This window comes from Dendronalium phyllosphericum CENA369 (genome assembly GCF_016056275.1).
Lineage (GTDB): Bacteria > Cyanobacteriota > Cyanobacteriia > Cyanobacteriales > Nostocaceae > Dendronalium > Dendronalium phyllosphericum.
The window spans coordinates 21,841-45,808 of sequence record NZ_JAECZA010000021.1; the positions used below are offsets into that span (position 1 = coordinate 21,841).

At 43.5% G+C, this 23,968-nt stretch carries 14 protein-coding genes; 6 read left to right on the forward strand and 8 right to left on the reverse strand.

Annotated features, from left to right (window positions below):
• Positions 1 to 58: 58 nt before the first annotated feature.
• Positions 59 to 1,993, reverse strand: coding sequence for an ATP-dependent zinc metalloprotease FtsH (gene ftsH, locus I8752_RS07955; RefSeq protein WP_214431774.1), 1,935 nt, complete (start codon positions 1,991 to 1,993; stop codon positions 59 to 61).
• 314 nt (positions 1,994 to 2,307) lie between these two features.
• Between ftsH and I8752_RS07960 the strand changes: the two genes are divergently transcribed.
• Positions 2,308 to 2,853: an NADPH-dependent FMN reductase gene (locus tag I8752_RS07960; RefSeq protein WP_214431775.1), complete on the forward strand. Its 546-nt coding sequence runs from the start codon at positions 2,308 to 2,310 to the stop codon at positions 2,851 to 2,853.
• Between the two features lie 185 nt (positions 2,854 to 3,038).
• On the opposite strand, the gene I8752_RS07965 is transcribed toward I8752_RS07960, so the two are convergent.
• From I8752_RS07965 to I8752_RS07980, 4 genes are all read right to left on the reverse strand, one after another.
• Positions 3,039 to 3,263, reverse strand: coding sequence for a hypothetical protein (locus I8752_RS07965; protein ID WP_214431776.1), 225 nt, complete (start codon positions 3,261 to 3,263; stop codon positions 3,039 to 3,041).
• The gene (locus I8752_RS07970) at positions 3,260 to 4,600 is read right to left on the reverse strand and encodes an efflux RND transporter periplasmic adaptor subunit (protein WP_214431777.1); all 1,341 of its coding nucleotides are present in this window, start codon (positions 4,598 to 4,600) and stop codon (positions 3,260 to 3,262) included. The genes I8752_RS07965 and I8752_RS07970 overlap by 4 nt, the downstream gene beginning before the upstream one ends.
• A 33-nt stretch (positions 4,601 to 4,633) precedes the next feature.
• A complete protein-coding gene (locus I8752_RS07975) occupies positions 4,634 to 8,032 on the reverse strand; it encodes an efflux RND transporter permease subunit (RefSeq protein WP_214431778.1) in 3,399 nt (1,132 codons plus the stop codon).
• Between the two features lie 467 nt (positions 8,033 to 8,499).
• The gene (locus I8752_RS07980; RefSeq protein WP_214431779.1) at positions 8,500 to 9,615 is read right to left on the reverse strand and encodes a ferrochelatase; all 1,116 of its coding nucleotides are present in this window, start codon (positions 9,613 to 9,615) and stop codon (positions 8,500 to 8,502) included.
• 359 nt (positions 9,616 to 9,974) lie between these two features.
• Here I8752_RS07980 and I8752_RS07985 point away from each other — a divergent pair, with 359 nt between their 5' ends.
• From I8752_RS07985 to I8752_RS08000, 4 genes are all read left to right on the forward strand, one after another.
• On the forward strand, positions 9,975 to 10,547 hold the full coding sequence (locus tag I8752_RS07985) for a hypothetical protein (protein ID WP_214431780.1): 573 nt from the start codon (positions 9,975 to 9,977) through the stop codon (positions 10,545 to 10,547).
• 246 nt (positions 10,548 to 10,793) lie between these two features.
• Positions 10,794 to 12,071 (forward strand): MFS transporter, encoded by a 1,278-nt coding sequence (locus I8752_RS07990; RefSeq protein WP_214431781.1) that lies wholly within the window; start codon positions 10,794 to 10,796, stop codon positions 12,069 to 12,071.
• 161 nt (positions 12,072 to 12,232) lie between these two features.
• A complete protein-coding gene (gene ilvB, locus I8752_RS07995; protein WP_404827080.1) occupies positions 12,233 to 14,167 on the forward strand; it encodes a biosynthetic-type acetolactate synthase large subunit in 1,935 nt (644 codons plus the stop codon).
• 195 nt (positions 14,168 to 14,362) lie between these two features.
• Positions 14,363 to 14,830, forward strand: coding sequence for a tellurite resistance TerB family protein (locus I8752_RS08000; RefSeq protein ID WP_214431782.1), 468 nt, complete (start codon positions 14,363 to 14,365; stop codon positions 14,828 to 14,830).
• A gap of 314 nt (positions 14,831 to 15,144) precedes the next feature.
• Here the strand turns inward: I8752_RS08000 and I8752_RS08005 are convergent, their stop codons facing one another.
• From I8752_RS08005 to I8752_RS08015, 3 genes are all read right to left on the reverse strand, one after another.
• A complete protein-coding gene (locus I8752_RS08005) occupies positions 15,145 to 16,203 on the reverse strand; it encodes a glycoside hydrolase family protein (RefSeq protein ID WP_214431783.1) in 1,059 nt (352 codons plus the stop codon).
• A gap of 101 nt (positions 16,204 to 16,304) precedes the next feature.
• Entirely contained in the window at positions 16,305 to 17,468 is a 1,164-nt protein-coding gene (locus I8752_RS08010; protein ID WP_214431784.1) for an FAD-dependent oxidoreductase, read from the reverse strand.
• Between the two features lie 49 nt (positions 17,469 to 17,517).
• Complete coding sequence (locus tag I8752_RS08015) at positions 17,518 to 18,846, reverse strand: FAD-dependent oxidoreductase (RefSeq protein ID WP_214431785.1); 1,329 nt, start codon at positions 18,844 to 18,846, stop codon at positions 17,518 to 17,520.
• Between the two features lie 332 nt (positions 18,847 to 19,178).
• Here I8752_RS08015 and I8752_RS08020 point away from each other — a divergent pair, with 332 nt between their 5' ends.
• Positions 19,179 to 23,759 carry a DUF4347 domain-containing protein gene (locus I8752_RS08020; RefSeq protein ID WP_214431786.1) on the forward strand — a complete coding sequence of 1,527 codons (4,581 nt, stop codon included), beginning with the start codon at positions 19,179 to 19,181 and terminating at the stop codon, positions 23,757 to 23,759.
• Positions 23,760 to 23,968 lie beyond the last annotated feature (209 nt).

The window sequence follows — 23,968 nt, forward strand, 5'->3', positions numbered from 1 at the left end:
TAAAAACTTTAAGAGTCAATAGTCTATCAAGTTTAGACTATTGACTAATGATTACCCTTTAATGAGATACAGGCAATATTTCATCAGCTACCTGCGTATCTTTTAGTTGAGTATGTTCGGCGACAATTTTACGGAATACTTCACCATCAATTGTCTCTTGGTCTGTTAACATATCCACCAAACGCTCAAATACTGTACGGTTTTCTTGTAACAGTTCTTTTGCCTTGATGTAGCAATTGTTAACAATTTCGCGCACTTGTGCATCAATTTTGGCGGCGATTTCTTCAGAGTATTCTGATTTACTCATCCAGTCGCGTCCCAAAAATACTTCTCCACCCTGATTTTCTAGAGACAGTGGCCCTAATTCAGACATCCCGAACCGTGTCACCATTTGCCGTGCCATACTTGTTACTTGTTGCAAGTCGTTACCAGCACCTGTAGTCACTTCTGGCTTACCAAAAACAATTTCTTCAGCGGCGCGACCGCCCAAAGTCGCAGTAATTCTTGATTTCATTTGGGAACGAGAAATTAATCCTTGTTCTTCGTTGGGAGTAAACCAAGTTAATCCTAGTGCTTGTCCGCGTGGAATGAGGGTAACTTTTTGCACTGGGTCGTGGTCTTTAAGAAAAGTACCAACTAAGGCGTGTCCGACTTCGTGGTAAGCAATCAAGCGCTTGCTCTTGCTGTCAACCAAAGCTGTACCTTCCATCCCGGCTACGACTCGATCTACAGCATCATCAATTTCTAAGATGGTGACAGCATCTTTGCGTCTTCTAGCAGTGAGAATGGCAGCTTCGTTGAGTAAGTTGGCTAAATCAGCACCAGTAAATCCAGGCGTGCGGCGAGCGATCGCATCTAATGATACGCTGGAATCTATCTTTTTATTCCGGGCGTGAACTTTCAAAATTTCCAATCGCCCTTTCAAATCCGGTGCATCCACAATCACTTGTCTGTCAAAGCGCCCCGGACGCAACAAGGCTGCATCTAGTACGTCTGGGCGGTTGGTGGCAGCAATAATAATAATGCCTGTATTACCCTCAAAACCGTCCATTTCTGTAAGCAACTGGTTCAGGGTTTGCTCCCTTTCATCGTTTCCTCCACCGATACCAGCACCCCGTTGCCGTCCTACCGCGTCAATTTCATCGATAAATATTAGACAAGGAGCATTGTCTTTAGCTTTCTTAAACAAATCGCGGACGCGGGATGCACCTACACCAACGAACATTTCCACAAATTCGGAGCCGGAAATGCTAAAAAATGGTACGGCTGCTTCCCCAGCGATCGCTTTTGCTAATAAAGTTTTACCAGTTCCCGGAGGCCCGATTAACAATACTCCTTTGGGAATGCGTGCGCCTACAGCAGTGAATCTTTCTGGCTGTTTCAAAAACGTGACGACTTCTTGCAGTTCTTCTTTCGCTTCTTCGATACCTGCTACGTCATCAAATTTCACCCCTGTTTTTGCCTCCATTTGGAAACGCGCTCTGGATTTGCCAAAATTCATCGCTTGGCTAGAAGCGTTAGTAGAGCGACGGAGGAACAATAACATTAAAGCCACTAGAGGCAAAATCCACATCAGATTGATTAATAATCCTACAGCCGCTCTGCTGTTGGCTGAGGAAATCTCCCCAAATTCAACGTTTTTTGCTTTTAGTTTGTTAATTAACTCTGTGTTTTGATTTAAAAGTCTTACCTGTATCGGTGGAGTATCTGACTTTTGCCCCTTAAGATACACCTTTGCTACCTGTTCGGTTTCGTCTAACTCTACTTTTCTGACTTCCCCTTTTTCAGTTTTCTGGATCAGCTCGCCATAAGTTAGGGAGTTGCGCTCTACTTTGCGATCCGAGCCGGAATCTGCTCCACCAACTTGCGCTAAGGCGGGAGTTCCCCCAAAAATACTTGGCAACATAATCAAACTGGCTGCTATCGCACCAGTCCAAGCTATACGCTTTGGAGATTGCTGTTTTATCAATGCCTTTTTCCCGAAATTTTTCATAATAATTACCCTTTGTCTGCTGGCATAAGTTGAGCGCTACTTTTATGCCTATTCTTCTGGCAAAAATCCCAATAACTGGACACGATCGTTTTCTTATCTAGTCTAGCTTCTACATAAAACCATTCCCCAGATTCTCTAAAGATGATGGAGCAGGGGAGAATGACTAATGACTCGGTATAAGTAAAAAATTCTCACTGGCATTGTAGTTTGACTATAAGACAATAAATCGTTACAATAAGCATAGTCGTAATGAGTATGGATATTAATAATTAATTCTGGTAATGAAAGCCAATTATCTAGTTAATGGGTGAATTATGGTGAGAATTGTTGGCATTGGTGGTAGTTTAAGAACTAATTCCTATACCCAGATTGCTTTGCAAGTAGCAGCGCAACGGGTAGAAGCCCTGGGTGCAGAAGTAGAAATTCTTGATTTGCGACAACTGCAACTACCGTTTTGCACTGGCGCAAAAGAGTATCCAGAGTATCCAGATGTTCGGCGATTGCAAGATACCGTCAGTCGTGCCGATGGATTAATTTTAGCGACACCTGAATATCATGGGAGCGTTAGTGGTGTCATCAAAAACGCCCTTGATTTGATGAGCTTTGATGAACTGTCTGATAAAGTGACAGGATTAATTAGCGTTTTAGGTGGTCAATCCAATAGTAATGCGCTCAACGACCTACGGCTAATTATGCGGTGGGTACACGGTTGGGTAATTCCCGAACAAATTGCGATCGGGCAAGCTTGGAATGCTTTTAGTCCTGAAGGGAAGCTAAAGGATGAGAAACTTTCCCAAAGGTTCGATGAGTTTGCTCAAAGTTTAGTTGATAACACCCGCAAACTGCGAGAAGTGAATTAGCAAAAGCAGATGTTAGGGGAGGACATTTCTGGAAAGGGTTTTATAGTTCAATACAGTTCAGTTAAGCCCCAAATCCTCATGTAGAGACGCGATTCATCGCGTCTGAAAGACCAATTTTCTACGCTGAACCGTATTATTTTATAGTTACATTGCAAGAAAAAAGAAAAGAAATGTTGTTAATTTTTTCAGAGGCATGGTGTAGATGAGAGAAAAAGGGAAAAAATCTCTTTTCCCTTTGCCCTTACGCTTTTACCATACTGAGTGCTGAGTGCTAAGGAGCCAGTGCGTTGCGGAGCCAGTTGCGTGGGCGGGTTTCCCGACTTGAGCAAACTGGCGTGAGGTTCCCTCCGTTGTAGCAACTGGCGTTGCTGAGTAGGAAAAAAAGTACTCAGCACTTTCGCACTCTTCATTTTGTTTGTGCAATTGGCTGCACGCGTAAACCCTCTGTTTCATCAACTGTAGGAGTAGCAATCAACGACTCATTTCCTGTCAGACCTGATGTAATTTCAACTTCAGTACCATAATCTCGCCCAACCGCAACTTTTTGATAATGTACTGTTTGGTCTTTGGTTATAGTTGCGACTTGCGTACCGCCAGCGTTAACGACTAAGGCACTATCTGGGATGACAAAGGGAGCATTAGTACGGTTAATGGCAAATTTAACACTGGCATACATTCCAGGTCGTAGCACACCATCAGAATTCTGTATTTCTAATTGTGTCAGCAAAGTGCGAGTATTTGGATCTATAGCATTGCTAGTACGCACTACTTTTCCTCTAAACACTCGTTGTGGTAACTCTCTAACTGTAATTTGTGCTGTTTGACCAGTCTCAAGTATACCTGATGAACTCTGGGGAACGTTCACATTCACGTCTAGGGTATCGTAAGCAGCAATAGTATAAAGGCTGGTATTGCTAGTGCTACTGCTAGTATTGCTATTGCCACTACCTGCTGTAATCAGAACACCTGTATTGACATTACGTGCTGTGATGATTCCACTGAAGGGAGCAGTGACCTTTTTATAAGACTGCAATACGGTATTACGCTGGAAGTTTGCTTGACTTGCGTAGGCGCTAGCTTGTGCTGCTTTAACATTGGCAGAGTCAGAATTGACGGTATTTTGTGCTGCTTCAACGCTGGCAAGGTTAGCCTGATATGTAGCATATTTTGTATCTGCATCTTGTTGAGGCACTGCACCTTGCTTGACAAGAACCTGCCAGCGCTCCCAGCTTTGACGTGCTATCAATAAATTAGCGCGGGCTTGCTTGAGATCGGAAACACTTTTAGCTAAACTAGCACGACTTTGAAGTATGTTGGCTTGTGCTTGTGCTAACTCTGCCTTTGCTTGCAAAACTTGCTGATCGGTGTCGGGTGAATCGATCTCTGCTAACAACTGACCAGCGCGGACGCGATCGCCAATGTCTGCATACCACCGCCGCAAATATCCAGTACTGCGAGCATAGATAGTCGTTTGGTTCAGGGGTACAACACTGCCAGGTAGTTCCAAATTAGTAGTAGCAGCAGCGCGACGGGGAGTAATAACGTCCACCGAGGGTATGGTGCTTGCTTCCTTAACGGCTGCTTGTAATTCTGACCTTTGGCTTAACCGAGGCAGAATACCTATGAGCAATAAGCTACCAAAAAACACAGTACCAAGTACAGCCCAACCAATTCGACCAATGCCCCGCCTTTTTCTAGAAGTTGTTTGTTGTTCGGAATCAGGAGATGGAGGATGCTGAGAATCCATAGGTAATACTAATTCGTAATTTGTAATTCGTAATTAAGAAAGGTTTCTTTCGGATGATGACAAAGAGTATGCATCGTGTGGGTCTGAGAAGTTTAAATCGTCATCATCCTCAATCGGACGAGGTTGTTTGCGCCGTAATATGCTGTACACAACAGGTACGAAGAGGAGAGTAGCAATTGTTGCAGCCGACAAGCCGCCAATTACAGCGCGACCCAAGGGGGCATTCTGCTCCCCACCTTCACCAAGACCGAGAGACATTGGTATCATACCGATAAGCATGGCTAAGGCAGTCATCAACACAGGACGCAACCGCGTGTAACCTGCTGCCTGGGCTGCTTGATAAGCATTTTGCCCTTCCTGACGCTGCTCGTTAGCAAAAGTAATCAATAGAATACTGTTTGATGTCGCTACACCGATACTCATAATTGCACCCATTAACGAAGGAACGCTGAGAGTGGTGCGGGTGACAAATAGTATCCAAACAATCCCAGCTAAAGCACTTGGCAAGGCCATCATAATAATTAGGGGATCGAGCCAAGATTGGAAGTTTACCACCATTAAGCAGTAAACCAGCACAATTGCAAACACAAGTCCTAAACCAAGTCCCAGGAAAGAAGAATTCATTGTTTGCACTTGCCCGCGTACAGTAATCAGACTACCGTGGGGCAATTTTTTCTGATAATCAGCAATGATTTCATTCACATCGCGGGCAACTCCCCCTAAGTCACGACCAGAAGAATTAGCGTAGATATCAAAAATCGGCTGAATGTTGTAGTGATTGACAACTTGCATCCCCGTGTCGCGTCTGACAGTAGCCAAATTACCCAAAAGTTGGGGTGCGGTTTGACCGTTACCAACAGGCATATTCTTGAGGCTGTCAATAGAGTCAAGTTTGTACTGAGGAACTTGTACGGCAAGAGTGTAACTCACGCCTTTTTTGGGATCGAGCCATTGGTTGATTGCAGCTTGACCGCTCGAACTTAAAGAAGTGAGGACGCTATTAGCCACATCACGCTGGGTCATACCCAGTTGTTGAGCCTCTGTGCGGTCTACATCAAGGCGTAACTTTGGAGCATCGACAACTTGCTGCATGTGTACGTCTACAGCACCAGGAACGCGCTTCATCCGTGCTTCGATTTGTTGGGCAATTTTAAAGTTGGCCTTTGAGTTTTGCCCAGGCCCGGATATTTGCACATCAACGGCAGCAGGCAAACCAAAATTCAGAATTTGAGTCACAATATCAGCCGGCTCAAAAAAGAAGGTGTAACTAGGAAATGTCGTTTTTAATTTCTGGCGGAGTTGCTTGATGTAAGAAAAAGTTGAACCAGATTCTTTGAGCGACACAAGTATATCAGCATCAGCCGGCCCAATTGTCGCACCGTTGTAGCCATAGGTAAGGTTAATACCACTGTTGGGTAAGCCGATGTTATCCAAAATCATCGAGAGATTTTCTTTTGGTACAGTCTCGCGGATAACGCCTTCGACTTGGCTGACAATTCTTTCTGTCTCTTCCAAGCGAGTACCGGGTAAAGCTCGAACATGGAGGCTAAACTGACCGCCATCGACTTCAGGGAAAAAGTCTTGACCGACGAATGGCAACAAAACTCCTGCACTGACTATAAAAGCGCCAAACAGCACAAAGACTATGCGGCGATGATTCAATGCAGAGGTCAGAACATCGTAGTACCAACTACGAAACTTCTCAAATTGTCGATTGAATTTTTCGTGGAATCGCCAGATCCAATCTTTATTGACAGGTTGCGAGTTTTGTGTAGGCTCTGAAGTGTGGTGGCGATCGCTATGACCATTATTGTTTTGAATTGGCGAATGGTCGCGGCGATCGTGAATTTCCACTGGCGAATGGCTATGACCATTGTTATTTGTGACTGGCGAATCTAGATGATGGCGATCGCTATGACCATTATGCCCCTCGCTTTCTCTATGTAAGTCTGCTTCATGTGGTAGGAGATAATTTGCCATCGTCGGTACTACAGTCCGAGACAGCAAATAGGAAGCAAGCATGGCAAATACTACCGCCATTGCTAGCGGCACAAACAGATACTTTGCTACTCCACTGAGAAACACGACCGGCACAAAGACAATACAAATACATAATGTTGCCACAAGTGCTGGAGTTGCGATTTGCTGCGCTCCATCTAAGATTGCTCGCTTGATTGGTTTGCCTTGTGCGAGATTTCTGTGGATATTTTCAATTTCTACTGTGGCATCATCCACAAGAATACCTACAGCCAAAGACAAACCGCCCAAAGTCATGATGTTGAAAGTTTGTCCCAAACGACTCATTACAATAATCGAAACCAGCATCGAGAGGGGAATCGATACGGCTACAATGACAGTGCTGCGCCAACTTCCCAGGAAAATCAGAATCATCAGGGCAGTGAGACACGCCGCAATCAATCCTTCTTTGAGAACGCCTTGAATAGAAGCTTTCACAAATATAGATTGATCGAACAAAAACGCTAAATTCAGTCCTGGGGGTAAGGTAGATTGGATGCGAGGTAAAGCTTTTTTGACGCGATCTATGACATCAATAGTTGAGGCACTGCCACTTTTCAGAATACTAAGTAAGCTCGATCGCCTGCCATTTTGACGGACAACGTTCGTCTGCACGGCAAAGCCATCTCGCACTTGGGCAACATCACGAATGTAAGTCACATTACCGTTAACTTGCTTAATCGGTAAGTCGTTGAGGGCTGCCACTACATCTGGACTATTGTTAATTTGTACGGCAAAGTCACGATTGCCTATTTTCATACCGCCAGCAGGTAAGACTAGGTTTTGGGCACTGACAGCGTTAGTTACGTCTTGGGCAGAAACGCCTTTAGCTAACATCGCTTGGGGATCGATATCAACCATAATCTGCCGGGGTTTACCACCATAAGGCAAAGGTACGCTCGCGCCTTGCACTGTTGCTAACTGCGTGCGGACGAAGTTAGTAGCATAGTCGTTGAGCGCTTGTTCCGGTAAAGTTTTGCTACTGACACTCATCTGGATAATCGGCACGCTCGAAGCGTTGTATTGAATGATGAATGGCGGCGTGATCCCCGGTGGCAAAGGGCGCAGAATTGTTTGGCTGACAGAGGTGATTTGAGCGACTGCTGAGGCTATATTAGCGTTGGGTTGGAAGAATACCTTGACGACACTAACACCACTCAAAGATTGAGATTCAATGTGTTCGATGTCACCAACTGTTGTGGTCATGGCGCGTTCGCTAATTGTGACGATTCGCTGTGCCATTTCCTCAGATGTCGTGCCAGTGTAAGTCCAAACTACGCTGACAACTGGAATATTAATTGCCGGAAAAATGTCAACTGGCGTACCAAATATCGTGACTGCACCCAGGATCGCAATCATCAAAGCAGCGATCGCGAATGTATACGGAAGGCGTAAAGCAATTTTGACGATCCACATGCAATTTCCTTTTCAATATGTTTAGCGTTCTATCATCACTAGTGCGAAATAATTTAGAATCCTTCAGACAAGTGGCTTTCGTTAAAAAGTCACAATTTTGGGCATTGTATTAGAAAATCAAAATCAAACCCATTTTTTGTCTTGTATTAAAAATGGCATCTGATTTTTCTTTCTCTAGAGTGATAAAATAGAGTTAAATAGGCAAAGCTTTACTGAAGACATCGTAAATGAATGTAACGCGTTTTATACTTTGCGATCCGCGTTACCAGTTACAGATGCTATTAACGAAATATTTCTTAACATTGATCGGACAAATGTCGGGAACAAATAATTTTTTATTCAATACTGAAATCTTCAAAAATGCTCAAACTACTAAATACGATGAATCCAGAGCTTGACTCTGGATTCACTATCTCATCAGGTTTTTGACCTGACATTAATATCTTTGCAGGCGCTAAACTTCAGTTTTAATGGTGATGGTGGTGATGATGTTCGGCTAGTTGGGGATTAACCGCTGCTGCTTGCTCGTTCTTCAACTCCGCAATATGAGCATTTGCCCACTGGGCCGCCATCGCCAAAAATTCTGGATGGTCGTTGACACAAGCCATTTGCACGTAGTCTACATCAGAATGCTTCTTCTCCAAAGCATGGATGATGTGGTGTACGTCCAATAGGGTTTCGTGGTTTTCTGTCGCAAAGCCAATTGGCATAAACAGTACCACTTTCGCACCCAATTGAATCAGGTTATTAGCAGCTTGCTCGGCATTGGGCAGCGTCCATTCGATTAAAGGTGTGTCGTGATTCAGCCAACCTACGGAAATTAAAGGATAGCGATTAATTAACTTATCGCGTACCAAGTCGTATAGTGCTTGACTCTCGACAATCCCGGAGGTAAATCCTTTGGCTTTGTGAGGACAACCGTGGTTCATTAACACAATGCCGATTTGAGAAGGAAGGTAAGCTGCTGCCAAGTCGGCGGTAATTTTTTCCTCAACCAAGTGCGCCATCAAATCGATGTAGGCTGGTTCGTTGTAAAAAGAAGGGATGTAGCGTTGTGCTTTTACCCAATGTTCCTCACCATCACCCATTTGGGCGAGAGCTTTGTTAACTTGCTCGATCGCAATTCCACTAGTAAATATAGAATCAACAACCAGTAGTGGATAAATTAAAAGTTTTTCAAAGCCCAGGCTTTGGATTTCTGCCAAGACTTGTTCGGGTAGAAAGGGAGCGCAAAAGTTGAAAGCTTTGAAAACTTGCACGCTATCGCCCCATTTAGCTTGCAACTCTTTTTCGATCCCAGCACGCTGCTTTTCAAAGATCGCGTTGTGCGGGGAAATAAAATCGTGATGCGTGTGTCCCCATTCATGGCGATCGAATAACGCCAATAACTTTGCTAAAGGGGGATAAATCCAAGTTGGTACTGGTGCGAATTTTGCTGTCAGTAGATTTAAAGCCTGTTCGTTATAGTTAGCGAAATCTTCGTAGCTTTCGACTTCGCCATAACCCATGAGCAATACAGCTACACGGTCTTGACTTGATAGATGCTCGTGAGTGGCGTGCAGTTTTTCCGGCGTGGCAACCACAATAAAATCCTCAATGTAACCAGAGTAAAGAGCAAAACGAGATCGGGAACAGCTTAAGTTTTTCCCTACCTCGTAAACTATTATCCCATCCAGGGGGATAGGATAACCATAATTAGCTCAAACAATATATCAAAAGACATACTAGAGTTATTACTACATACTGAGTATTACAAAGTAGTTGATTTAGTATGCTATATCGGGTAGTTTATTTGTTTGGTACTTAAGTGTTAGTGACATTAATGGCAAGTTTGAGTGATTGAGCAAACTGTAGTTGAGAAAAATTCTAGTGATTAATGCTGATAAAGCTAGCTGCATTAATTACAGCTGTTTTGCTTAAAAATTGCGATCGCTAAAAATGAATGAGTATAATTATTTGCCCTGGAATTCATGAGCCAGCTTTAACTGAAAGATTCATATCAGGATTTTCGAGTTTATTGAGCGATCGCTCAATCGGCAACAAAACAGTAGATATACTAGTTTTTCCTGCTGAAGGTTTTTTAGCTTTATCATCACTTCATATTTTGCAGTTTTTGCGCGATCGCCTCAAAGATAAACTAGAGTCGCCAGTTATATTTATCAGCTTTAGTGCTGGAGTGGTTGGGGCGATTGTGGCAGCATGGCAATGGCAACTTTTAGGAGGTCATGTGAAAGCTTTTATTGCTATAGATGGATGGGGGATGCCCTTATGGGGTAATTTTCCCATTCATCTATTGAGCCATGATTATTTCACTCATTGGAGTTCTACAGTTTTAGGTAGGAGGCGCGACGATTTTTATGCAGAACCATCAGTCGATCATTTAACCATGTGGCGATCGCCCCAAACAGTTCAAGGCTGGTGGGTAGAGACATCGACCGATATTTCTCAAACGCCAGTTCGCCTGAGTGCGGCAGAATTTTTATATTCACTGATAAAACGTTATGACGAAAAATAGTCCGGAAAATAAAGTAGGTAAGCAGGAGTGAGAAAGAGGGGGGATTTTACGGTGGGGTAACGAAGTTATGAGTGATAGGGTGAGATTTTCTTCACCTAGCTCATACCAAAATTGGAATAGCTAGTATTATTTGAGATTCCACGAATAGCCTTTTAGTAAAGACCTGAAATCCAAAATTGGTATTACCCGTTCGCTTCCCGTTTCCCTCTAGCCCATCTACCCTAGTCACTATTCCCAAGAATCTAAATGTTTCCAACTGAACCTGCTGCTGTAAATAATGGGTTTGGCGCGCTGCTAAAAAACCGTAGTTTCATACTCTTGTGGATTGGGCAACTAATTTCCCAATTAGCAGACAAGGTTTTCTTTTTGATGTTAGTTGACCTGGTAGTAGACAAAAATAGTAGCTACCTTCCTCCTGCGGGGGTAGCACAGGAATCGATGTACCCCATTTTAATGGTGGCGTTTACTATCCCAGCGGTTTTATTTGGTTCGGCAGGAGGTGTATTTGTCGATCGCCTGCCGAAAAAGCTAATTATGGTAGGCTCTGATGTTTTACGCGGGCTACTGACCATAGCACTTGCTTTTTTACCCAGGGATTTTTACGCACTTTTTTTAATCACTTTTGGGGTTTCCACAGTTACGCAATTTTTTGCCCCAGCCGAACAAGCTGCAATTCCTTTATTGGTGCGAAGAGAGAATTTAATCGCAGCCAATGCTCTGTTTACTAGCACAATGATGGGTGCTTTGATTGTCGGTTTTTTATTAGGAGATCCGCTACTGAGTTTAGCGGAAACTGGTATAGCGAAAGAATATGGTCGAGAGTTAGTCGTGGCGTTACTATACCTATTGTCAGCAGTAAGTATGCTACCGATTCACTTTCGAGATCAAAAATTGGCGAGTGAAGTTAAAGGCGATCGCATCGACCTATGGGCTGACTTGAAAGAAGGCTTACGCTATCTCAAAAAAAACCGTTTGGTGTTAAATGCGATGCTGCAAATTACAGTCTTATACTGCGTCTTTGCAGCTTTGATGGTACTTGCACTTCCCTTAGCAGAAAAGTTTGCTCTAGAAGGAAAGCAATCCGGACGCTTTATTGCCGCAGTCGGCATTGGTATAGTTATAGGTGCTGGTATTTTAGGTCATTGGGGCGACAAAACACATCGCAAACCTTTACCCTTGATCGGCTTTTTGGGTATGGCGTTAATTTTGGTTTTAGTTGCCTTTACCAAAACTCAAGTACTAGCACTGGGATTTTGTATTTTGCTCGGTGTGAGTGGTTCTTTAATTGGCGTACCAATGCAAACTCTCGTTCAACAGCAGACTCCACCGATTATGCATGGTAAGGTCTTTGGCTTTCAAAATCATGCCGTGAACATAGCCCTTTCCGCACCACTGGCAATTACAGGCTGGTTAAATCAAGAGTTTGGCTTGCGAATTGTGCTTGTAGCTATGAGCTTGATAGTTGCTGCTGTTGGTGTTTGGGCTTGGCAAAATACTCGCAGAGTTCTACAAGATGTAATTTAATTAGCTGATGACGGATGACTAGGGATGAGAATAACAACTGACAACAGTCAACAGTTAACAACTTAATTTTTATATGAAAGATTTGTTCGAGCTTTTCCATTAAAATGAAATCTTAACTACAGAATTTAAGCGTTAACTTAGCTATCCTCTGAGGTTCGACTGTGACCGTGCGTTTGCCTTCCCCGATAAGTATCCCACAAACCGAGAATCACAATGGTACTGGCGACAACCCTCTTAACCAGAGCAACGCAGTGCTTACCCAGTCTACTACGCCAGTTGTCACACCCAAGCGTGCAACTGGTGGCTTTGCTCTCTTAGACAGTCTCCTACGCCACGGCGTTGAATATATTTTTGGTTATCCAGGTGGAGCAATCCTACCAATTTACGATGACCTGTACAAGGTGGAAGCAACTGGTGCAATCAAGCATATTTTGGTGAGGCACGAACAAGGTGCAGCCCACGCCGCAGATGGCTACGCCCGCGCTAGTGGCAAGGTGGGAGTATGCTTTGGGACTTCTGGCCCTGGGGCAACTAATTTGGTGACAGGTATCGCCACAGCCTACATGGACTCAATCCCGATGATTGTGGTTACAGGACAGGTAAATCGCAAATCAATCGGTACAGACGCATTCCAAGAAACCGATATTTACGGAATTACCCTACCAATAGTTAAGCATTCCTATGTAGTGCGCGATCCGGCTGATATGGCGCGGATTGTTGCCGAAGCCTTTCACATCGCTAGCACTGGCCGTCCGGGGCCAGTTTTGATTGATGTTCCCAAAGATGTGGCATTAGAAGAATTTGAATATACACCTGTAGAACCAGGTTCAGTCAAATTACGTGGATATCGTCCAACGGTGAAAGGAAATCCGCGCCAAGTCAATGCCGCAATTCAGTTGATTCGGGAAAGTCGTCGTCCATTATTGTATGTGGGTGGCGGGGCGATCGCCTCGAACGCTCACGAACAAGTTAAAGAACTGGCGGAGTTATTTAATATTCCTGTCACCACAACGTTGATGGGTATCGGTGCTTTTGACGAGCATCATCCCTTAGCATTGGGGATGTTAGGGATGCATGGCACTGCCTACGCTAACTTTGCCGTTACCGATTGTGACCTACTGATTTGTGTCGGTGCGAGATTTGATGACCGAGTCACTGGGAAATTAGACGAATTTGCCTCCCATGCGAAAGTAATTCACATCGACATTGACCCCGCCGAAGTCGGTAAAAACCGCGTTCCCGAAGTGCCCATTGTCGGCGATGTCAAAACTGTGTTGGTTGAGTTGTTGCGTCGCTGCAAGCAATTAGGCATCAAAAATACACCCAACCAAACCCAAGAGTGGTTAAATTTAGTCAACCGCTGGCGGGAAGAGTATCCTTTGGTAGTGCCTCAGCATAGCGATAGTATCTCACCCCAAGAAGTGATTGTAGAAGTCGGTCGCCAAGCACCCCACGCTTTTTACACCACCGATGTCGGTCAACATCAAATGTGGGCAGCACAATTTCTCAAGAACGGCCCCAGACGCTGGATTTCTAGCGCTGGCTTGGGAACAATGGGTTTCGGCGTACCTGCGGCAATGGGCGCTAAAGTTGCCTTCCCCGATGAAGAAGTTATTTGTATCAGCGGCGATGCTAGTTTCCAAATGTGTTTGCAGGAACTTGGCACGCTTGCACAGTATGGCATTAATGTCAAGACTGTAATTATGAATAATGGCTGGCAGGGAATGGTACGCCAGTGGCAACAAGCCTTCTACGGCGAACGGTATTCTTGCTCGAATATGGAAGTGGGAATGCCAGATATTGAGTTGTTGGCGAAAGCCTATGGAATCAAAGGTATGGTGATTCGCGATCGCGCTGAGTTAAAAGATGCGATCGCCGAAATGCTGGCACACAAAGGCCCGGTAATTGTGGATGTTCGAGTCACCAGAGACGAAAACTGCTATCCAATGGTAGCTCCTGGCAAGAACAACGCTCAAATGGTCGGCTTACCCAAACAGCCGCCAAAAGCTGCCGTCGAACCAGTGTATTGCAGTAACTGCGATGCAAGCAATCCTCCAGCACATAACTTTTGCTCGGAGTGCGGCACTAAGTTGTAAGTATTTTTACGGTTAACTAAATCTTAATTTCTACGCAGAGGAGTATATTCTCTGCTTTTTTTTGTCAGAAATTTATCCCAAAAAACAATAGTATTTGTGATTTTACGCATTTTTTTGGGAAACCTAAACCATAAGAAGCTGGATAAATCACGAACAAAGCTTCTTAAATCATAAAAGTACTTTTGTAGGAGAATTATGTCTAAAAGCGCATCGATCAAAAAGCGTAGCAACAGTTCAGTAGCTCTAGAACCAGAAGTTGCGATCGCAATCATTGGACTATTTTCCGCAGCTGCTGATGATGAAGGTATTTCTTCAACAGAAGAGTATGTTTTGAGCGAATTTCTCGGTCAGGTTGGCTTATTTGAAGATTACTCGGACGACGACTTTGATGAGTTGACAGAAAAAGTAGTCAGTTTGATCGAAGAAGAAGAACCAGAAGAATTAATCGCTCAAGCGATCGAATCTTTACCAAATCGAGGTTATCGAGAAGCTGCATACATAACAGCTATCTTAGTTGTAGGGATTGACGAAGAAGTACCCGAAAGCGAACAAGATTATGTTTCACAACTTCAAGAAACCTTAAAGATTTCAGACGAACGAGCGCAAGAACTCATAGATGAAGTGTTTGGAGCAGAAGAAGAAGAAGAAGAAGAGGAAGAGTAATTCTGTTTGAATTGCAGTCTTAGTTAGCTGATACCATCGCTACATTTCCGTCAAATTTAATCGCGTTCAAAAGTATTATCAAGCTTTAGGAAATAGAATCGGACAACTTTGAGCGTGCAACAAAACTATTAGTTGCTTGCTCTATTTTGTTGATATTGTTAAAATTTCAATCAAAGAAGTGGCGTAGTTTCCCTGCAAGCAAACTTCAGTAACTTATACTATTTCCCAAAAATAACAATCCAGATCCAAACCCAGGAAACTAGACTAAATGAGACTTTCTTAAGTATAAATTACGAATTACGAATTACGAATTATCACTCCTTTTCCTCCCAGCGATGCCATTGGCGAAAATTAGCTCCAGCACTTACAGCCAAGCCAATTTGGTGTCGTGACGATAGCTCATCATAGCCACCTTCGTTAGCACCTATATAGTACATACGAAAACTACCATCGTTCATTGGCACTACACAAGGTGTACCTATTGCTCGTGCATCCCAGCGACCAGAACCCTTTTCGGCATGGGAAAACACGGGGCCTCCAGGTTGTTCGCCTTTATCTTTTTGCCAATGAATACCGTCCTCAGAAATGGCTAGACCAATGGAGTGATAACCACTATTGTTGACACCTTCGTAAAACATTACGTACTGTCCATTTATTTTAAGAACATTGCGCGTACCAATGCCCCTTTCGTCAAAACTTCCAGACTCACCTGGCCCCAAAATCTGTCCGACTTTTTCCCAACGCAAACCATCGGTAGATACAGCTAAACCCACCAAAAATCCTTTATCTGGGTTTAAGGTATGGTAGTACAATTTCCAAGTTCCATCATCATCAGGTAGTACTTGGGGCCACGCACAGAACAAAGCATCAAACTCCCCCGCCTTACCTAAATCTAGAAAAGCTCCTTGATAAATACTTTCTAGCCGTACCCAATTCATACCATCACGTGAAATGGCACAACCAGGGCGCATATTTAACCCTTTAGCTTTAAACTTTCCTAAATCAACAAACCTACCATCTCCACCGAAGTACCACATCCAATAAAGATTATTGTGGAAGTGTACATTACTCACACCAACATGGGCTGAATCAAACCGATTAGGATCGGGGTGAGGCTCAAAAACAGCACCCATAGTTAATGGGCCTTGTACGCGTTGCCAACGAACGCCGTCTGTGGAGATTGCTAAACCACAGCGACCAGTAGGCAAATTAATTTGTCTATCAAAGGAGGCATCCCGACCGTAGTACCACATCTTCCAAGTTCCATCAGGACAATGCAAGACATGTGGCGAAGAAACTCGTTCGGAGTCCCACCAGCCTTCTGGCCCTGGTGTCAAGACAAGTCCTGGTTGATTGATTTGTTCGTGACTCATAATCTAAGTAAAAGGCAGTCCTATGAACTTCGTATATCACTAAGCATGAAAAAGGAACTGATGACTGGGGACGAGTATTTTACTCAGCACTCAGCACTTTTTTACGTATAAGCTGCCACAGATGGCTTGTAGTTATAGAGCCATTCCTCAAACTCGCGATCGCTTATTTGGGCTTTCTCCATCATCCCACGAAGATATGTCTCGCTATCAGCTTTATAAGAGCGGTTTGCCTGCACTGCATTGCGGATTTGAATGATTTGCGTACGAGGTTTACGACTGTTTTCGTAGTTAGCAAGGGCGGTTTCAATACTGGGGGCATGGCAAAGGTGCTGAGAAAGTTCCCAAGCATCCTCAAAGGCTGTGTTTGCTCCCTGTCCCAGTAATGGAACCATCGGATGGGCAGCATCGCCCAACAAAGTTACCCTACCTTGGCTCCAGTTTTCCAGTGGCGGTCTGTCGCATATCGGTCGTTCTACAATATCTTTAGTATCTGTGACTTCGAGAATAGCTGGTACTGGTTCTGCCCAATTCAAGAACTTTTCTTGAACGCGAGACTTAGCATCGCCAGTATTGATAATAGATTCGTCTTGCCATAGCGACGCAGCACTCCAAAACATGTATCCGTTACCCAAATCAAAGAACCCGAAAATTTTGCCATCGGGTGCTGTCATTGACATAACTTCGTTAGGAGGTAGCAATTCATGGCTGTATTTCAGAACAGCCCGCCAAGACATGCGACCAGCATAGCGAGGATCGCCATCACCAATTAGCATCTGTCTGACTGCTGAGTTTAAACCATCAGCACCGATTAATAAGTCTGCTTGTACTGGATCTCTGCCATCAAAGTATACTTCAACACCTTTGTCATTTTGCTCGAAGCCGATGCATCGATAATCGAGATGGATAGTTTCAGGTGGCAATGCAGCAGCAAGAATCTCTTGTAGACGCGACCATCGAATCTGCAACATTGGTTGACCGTATTTTTCCATCAGGGCAACTGATTTTTGGGCAATCATCTCGCCAGTGCTTTTTTTCAAGGTCAGCATCTGAGTTTGGCTACCTGCGTTTTTGAGTAACTCGCTGATACCAGGAGCAATTGCTTCGAGACTATTCAAGCCGTTTGGTACAATACTTAAACCAGCACCAACTGAGCGTAAAAAACGTGCTTTTTCGTAGACTTGGGCGTTGATGCCTTGTTTGTGAAGTGCGATCGCTACTGCTAAACCGCCAAGTCCACCACCAATAATAGCTACTTTTTTCAGCATAATTCTAGATAATCCTCTATTATCAAAAAATAATCATAATTTTGCTTTTTTATGAGTTGGTCGAAACCTTCTCGTTTGATTTTTTGACTTTGGATACCCAACCTTTGTATGAGTTCAAAATTTCTGAGTAAGGAACTGTGGTTTCAAATATCAAATCGACTAATGAAGGTGGGAAAACTTGGGGGAATAATCGGTGCAAACTTTTGGCAATCAACTCTCTGAAAATAAACTCAATAAATAAACTAGTAGATGAGGGGAAAGCATAGTCTCCTAATTCTACTAAGGCGTAACCATCTGGCTGACGGCGAACAGTAAATTGTTTTAGAGTTTCAGCTAAATCGTCGCTATATTCGTTTAAAAGATTATCAAAAACAACCACATCTTCAAGTGCGGCGTTGCAACCTTGACCAATCGAGGACGATACAGCATGAGCAGCATCTCCCATAAGCAGCACGCTGTCGCCTTGATGATAACGGTTACAGCGAATAGTTAAAATTCGAGATATTGGTCTATTTAAAAAAGCTTCTGCCTCTTCTTCAGTCATCACCTGACCAATTACGGGAAAATTTTTTTGAAAGAATTCTAGTATTTCTTTTGAACTGGAAAGACCTGCTACCTGATTTTTTTCACGAGGAAAGTTAATTGCTCCACTCATTGTTCCATCTACTTGATATAGGGCTACCATGAGTGTGCCGTCATCTAATCTCCAAGTGTGAATATTATCTGATTTAAGGTGAGTTTTTGAGTTCTTGGCATTGTCGAGAAAAATTGATTTGTAATCAGTAGGATAGTATTTATCTTCGCACTCAAAACTTTCTGTGGAAAGAAAACCTTCTCTGACCGCAGAACGAGATCCGTCTGTACCAACTAACAGATCGTAATTAAAAGTGATTTCTTCTTTGTTAGTGGGAATTTTTAGAGATGAGTCTGTCAAAACGCTTTGAAATATTACAGTTTTAGCTACAAAATCTACAGCAGTGCACGAGCAATCGAAATGGATTTGTAATCGGCTATTATCGTACTTTTGGCTCAACTGTTCTAGTAGGACAATAATTAAGTTCGTGCGGTCAAGAGTAACTAAAGGTTTTTGTCTGGGCGTAAATCTCGTCTTGCCATTTTTTTGGTGAAAAACCGTTCCTTTCATCTCCACACTTACTGCCCTAACTGCTTCTTCTAAACCCTCGATTTGTCTTAAGGCGCTCATTCCCCTTTCGTTGAGAGAGATGGGATAGGTTCTAGATTTTGAGAATGAGACAGTCCGAGGATCGCCGCGACGTTCATAAATGTCGATTTGATATTTATCGCCACGACGCAACAAGTAATGAGCAAGCAGAAGTCCACAAGGGCCAGCACCAACGATCGCTACTTTTTTCATCATGTCTTTTACCTCAAGACTCTGACAGTCTGTAATTGGGCAACTCATAATTACACAATATTTCCAGCATTTACATCAATCGTCAGGTTGACAGATGGGAAAAAGGAGCGATCGCGGTTGATAGTCAGTCAACAATCTCAAACCGGATAATTTATTTGAGTTCGTTAAATCTTTAGGAAACCTCGGATTAATTACGAAATATTACTGTAGTGTTTTGTGACTATAAGTACTAAATTGTTGATAGTAAAAAACGAGTATTTTGTCCTCATTTGGTGCCATTTGGCATCATTCAACCAAATAACTTATCGCTCTTTTCGAGTCAACAGGTATCTGCATTGGCTCAAATTTTTATTGACTTACAACAATTAACTTCAACAATTATGTCACTGACAGAAAACAATATCTCAGAAACTCAGAATAACTCTACTAAAAAATTACTTGGGTCTAGTATTGTCTTTATTGATACAGCAGTCATAGACTACCAAAGCCTATTAGCTGGTATTACACCAGGCAGTGAAGTAGTTATCCTCGATCCCACAAAAGATGGGGTAGAACAAATCAGCCAGTTTTTGGCAGGATGTGAATCTCAATCTGTTCAATCAGTTCATATAATCTCTCACGGCAGTACAGGGAGTTTACAACTAGGGTCAGCTAACCTTAGTCTTGCTAATTTAAATTTCTACACCAATCAATTGCAACAATGGAGAAATTATTTAACAGATAATGCGGACATTCTTCTGTATGGTTGCAATGTTGCATCAGGGGATCGAACTTTTGTGCAACAGTTGAGCCAAATAACAGGCGCTGATATTGCTGCTTCTGACGATATTACAGGAAATGCCGAGTTAGGGGGAGACTGGGATTTAGAGGTGAAGACTGGAGAAATCGAGTCAGATTTAGCCTTAACACCAGAGGTAATGAAGACTTACCGCTCAATTTTACCTTCATCATTTGCAACTGCCACCAACTTTAGCGTCGGAAGCGGTCCCCGTTCCGTGACAGTGGGAGACTTCAACAAAGACGGTAACTCTGACTTAGCCGTAGCTAATATTAACTCAAACAATGTTTCAGTGCTGTTGGGCAATGGCAGTGGTGGTTTTGGAACTGCCACCAACTTTAATGTGGAAAGCAATCCTTATTCAGTAACAGTAGGAGACTTCAACAATGACGGCAAATCTGATTTAGCCGTAGCTAACTATGGCTCCAACAGCGTTTCAGTGCTATTGGGCAATGGCAGTGGTGGCTTTGGAACTGCCAGCAACTTTAGCTCTGGCTTGGGAGACAGTCCCATTTCCGTGACAGTGGGAGACTTTAACAAAGACGGCAACTCTGACTTAGCCGTAGCTAATATTGACTCCAACAATATTTCAGTGCTATTGGGCAATGGCAGTGGTGGTTTTGGAACTGCCACCAACTTTAATGTGGAAAGCAATCCCATTTCCGTGACAGTGGGAGACTTCAACAATGATGGCAAATCCGATTTAGCCGTGGCTAACTATGACTCCAACAGCGTTTCAGTGCTATTGGGCAATGGCAGTGGTGGTTTTGGAACTGCTACCAGCTTTGCCGTGGGAAGCAATCCCTATTCTGTGAGAGTAGGAGACTTCAACAATGACGGCAAATCTGACATAGCCGTAGCTAACTATGGCTCCAATAGCGTTTCAGTGCTGTTAGGCAATGGCAGTGGTGGTTTTGGAACTGCCACCAGCTTTGCCGTGGGAAGCAATCCCTATTCTGTGACAGTAGGAGACTTCAACAAAGACGGCAACTCAGATTTAGCTGTGGCTAACTTTAACTCCAACAGCGTTTCAGTACTGTTGGGCAATGGCAGTGGTGGCTTTGGAAATGCCGACAACTTTGGCGTGGGAACCACTCCAACTTCCGTAGTGGTAGAGGACTTTAATAAAGACAGCAAATCTGACTTAGTGGTGACTAACTATGGCTCTAACAACGTTTCAGTGCTACTCAATACAGCTCAAGTAGGTCCCCCAAAAGTTAACTTTGGTGCTGCTACCTACAACACCATAGAAGATAGTACTGCTACTCAGGTAACTATTGCCGTTACCTTAGATGCCACTCCCAGTTCTAATGTTACAGTCCCGATTGTCATCAACAACACTAGCACAGCTACTAGTGGCAGTGATTACACTTTATCCCCCGCTACTATCACTTTTAGTGCTGGGGCAACAGGCTCAAATTTAACTCAACTGGTAACTGTCACCATTCAACCAGATAATTTACCTGAAAATAACGAAACAGTTGTACTCAACTTCGGCACAGTGACGGGGGCTGTTCCAGGGACAACCACTCAAACTACTCTGAATATTGCTGCTAACGATGCAATTCAATACGCAATTTCCACCACCACCCCAAATTTAACTGAAGGTGATAGCGGTACTCAATCTGTCACCTTTACTGTCACTCGCAGTGGCGGTATTGGTGTGGCGAGTACGGTGGACTATGCCTTGAGCGGTAAGGCACTTTTGAACAGTGACTATAACAATATTCAGGTTACGAATGGAGGAACTGCTGCATCAGGAACTTTAAGCTTTGCAGTTGGGGAAACGACTAAGACAATTACACTCGATGTTTTGGGTGACAAGACAATTGAACCTGATGAAGACATCACTGTTACTCTAAGCAATCCTAATCTCACAGCTGCGCCAGCAAGTTCCACAATTACTACCAGTTCAGCAAAAGTCAACATCATAAACGATGATTTCCTGCCTACACTGATCAACGAAATTTTGTTCGACCCTCCAAGTACGGATAGTCCTAAAGAATACATTGAACTGCGTGGTACTCCCGGTGCGACTATAGCAGCTGGAACTTATCTAGTTGGGATTGAGGGCGATTCGGGAACTACTGCTGGCACTGTTAAAAATATTTTTGATTTGTCTGGTAAGCAGTTTGGTAGCAATGGAATTCTGGTTCTTCTGCAAAAAGGCAATACTTATACAGTCAACTCTGGAGCAAATGTAGTCACTAATACTGGAACTGGAGCAGGCTGGGGAAATGGAGCCACAAGTTCGCTCGGTCATACTGGTTCGACAACCGAGATAGAAAATGGGTCTGTGAGCTTCTTATTGATTAAAACTGGTACTGCACCCACCCTCAGTACTGATATTGACTCAGATAACGATGGTATTGCTGATGGTAGTGCCTATTCAAATTGGACTGTGCTAGATTCTGTTTCGGTTTTAGATGGAACATCCACTACAGACAGAGCTTATGGCTCGATTGTATTTAGAAAAGGTGCTAGCGGTTCAGTTCCAACTAATGCCACTGTTGTTGACACCTCATTTATTGCTGGATATGTAGGACGAACAGGGGATACCACAGGTTCAACAGCCTCGGATTGGGTCGCCAGTGCAGTCGCTGGCACTGCACCAAATTTGACATTAGGTACTGTTGCTAATACATCATCTGACAACTTTGCCGAGCAACCATTGAATCACATTGGAGACACTAACTTTGCTCCCCCCGCTAATGTGAATTACGCGATTTCAACTACTACCCCAACTGTGACTGAAGGTAATAGTGGTACGCAAACTGTCAGTTTCACAGTGACTCGCAGTGGTGATACAAGCGTTGCCACTACCCTCAGTTATGCCTTGGATGGTACGGCAACCTATAGCAGCGACTACAACAGTATTAAAGTTGCAGGTGTCACAGGCACTACATCTGGGACTTTGAAATTTGCCGCAGGGGAAACAACAAAGACCATTTCACTCAATGTTGTTGGTGATAAAACTACTGAGTCTAACGAAAGCATTAATCTGAATCTGAGTTATCCCAACCAAACAACTCCCATCACTCCAGGAACAATTACCATCGCTGATGATGACAGCGCACCTACTATCTCTATCGTCGATAAAAGCGGCAAAGAAGACAGCGGCAATCTTGTTTTTACTGTCCAACTCTCCAATGCTAGCAGTAACGCGATCGCAGTCGATTACAACACGAGTAATAATACAGCGATCGCAGGAGTTGATTACACCGCAGTCACGGGTAGCCTGACTTTTAACCCTGGCGTTACCAGTCAAACAATTAGCATACCGATTCTCAACGATTTCGTTGCTGAATCGAGTGAGAGCTTTTTTGTCAATTTGACTAACCCCACCAACGCCAGCATTGCTGACAACAAAGCTACTGGTACGATTACTGATGATGATACAGCAGGTTTCACTATCTCTGCCGCCAATGGACTAGTAACTACAGAAGCAGGTGGCACAGCTAACTTTAATATCCAACTCACTAGCCAACCCACTGCTGATGTCACCTTTAGTTTGAGTAGTTCCAAGGTGAGTGAAGGTACTATTTCAGTTTCTAGCGTCACCTTTACCGCAGCTAACTGGAATACACCTCAAACAATTACAGTTACAGGTGTTGATGATGGCATTGCAGATGACAGCATTGCTTACCAAATCATCACAGGCACAGCAGTTAGTAGCGATGCCAAATATAACAATCTCAATCCCAGCGATATTGATGTCGTCAACATTAAAAAGGGCAACCTAGTTAGTAGCATCATCACTGGTTCAGCCAAGGCTGATACCTCCTTGCAAGGAACTAGCTCAGACGACCTGATTTTTGGCTTTGCTGGTAATGATGTAATTGTTGGTGGAGCAGGAAACGATCAGATTTATGGCGGTTTGGGTAGTGATAATCTCACAGGGGGTGCAGGTAACGATATTTTTGTGCTTGCCAAAGGCGAAGGTAGAGATACTATCAAAGACTTCAACACTAGTGAAGATTTGATTGCCTTATCAGGTGGTTTGCTCTACTCAGGTTTGTCTATTACTCAGAGCGGCAACGATACCTTAATTAAGGTTACTTCTAATAGCGAAAGTCTTGCTTTGTTAACTGGAATCCAAGCATCAACTTTAAATGCTAGTAATTTTATTACTTACTAGTACAAAACCGCGTCAATAGAGAAAATATACCCGGTTTATCTAGATAAATCGGGTTTCTCAATTTTTGTTGACTTTAAAAAGCTGCTGATTATCTCTAGTAAACACTAAACCAAAATAGAGTTATGCAATTTAAATCAGCCTCACCATAGAAAAATGATATTTTGTTTTCCAAACGAAATGAGCGATCAAATAGCTTTGTAATAAAGCTT

What these genes read in the sequence shown, in the direction of transcription:
- I8752_RS08010 (WP_214431784.1), bottom strand. Translation starts at nt 17,468, where the DNA reads ATGCTGAAAAAAGTAGCTATTATTGGTGGTGGACTTGGCGGTTTAGCA.
- I8752_RS07985 (WP_214431780.1), top strand. Translation starts at nt 9,975, where the DNA reads ATGAGTATAATTATTTGCCCTGGAATTCATGAGCCAGCTTTAACTGAA.
- ftsH (WP_214431774.1), bottom strand. Translation starts at nt 1,993, where the DNA reads ATGAAAAATTTCGGGAAAAAGGCATTGATAAAACAGCAATCTCCAAAG.
- I8752_RS07975 (WP_214431778.1), bottom strand. Translation starts at nt 8,032, where the DNA reads ATGTGGATCGTCAAAATTGCTTTACGCCTTCCGTATACATTCGCGATC.
- I8752_RS07960 (WP_214431775.1), top strand. Translation starts at nt 2,308, where the DNA reads ATGGTGAGAATTGTTGGCATTGGTGGTAGTTTAAGAACTAATTCCTAT.
- I8752_RS07965 (WP_214431776.1), bottom strand. Translation starts at nt 3,263, where the DNA reads ATGAAGAGTGCGAAAGTGCTGAGTACTTTTTTTCCTACTCAGCAACGC.
- I8752_RS08005 (WP_214431783.1), bottom strand. Translation starts at nt 16,203, where the DNA reads ATGAGTCACGAACAAATCAATCAACCAGGACTTGTCTTGACACCAGGG.
- I8752_RS07990 (WP_214431781.1), top strand. Translation starts at nt 10,794, where the DNA reads ATGTTTCCAACTGAACCTGCTGCTGTAAATAATGGGTTTGGCGCGCTG.
- I8752_RS08015 (WP_214431785.1), bottom strand. Translation starts at nt 18,846, where the DNA reads ATGATGAAAAAAGTAGCGATCGTTGGTGCTGGCCCTTGTGGACTTCTG.
- I8752_RS07970 (WP_214431777.1), bottom strand. Translation starts at nt 4,600, where the DNA reads ATGGATTCTCAGCATCCTCCATCTCCTGATTCCGAACAACAAACAACT.
- I8752_RS08000 (WP_214431782.1), top strand. Translation starts at nt 14,363, where the DNA reads ATGTCTAAAAGCGCATCGATCAAAAAGCGTAGCAACAGTTCAGTAGCT.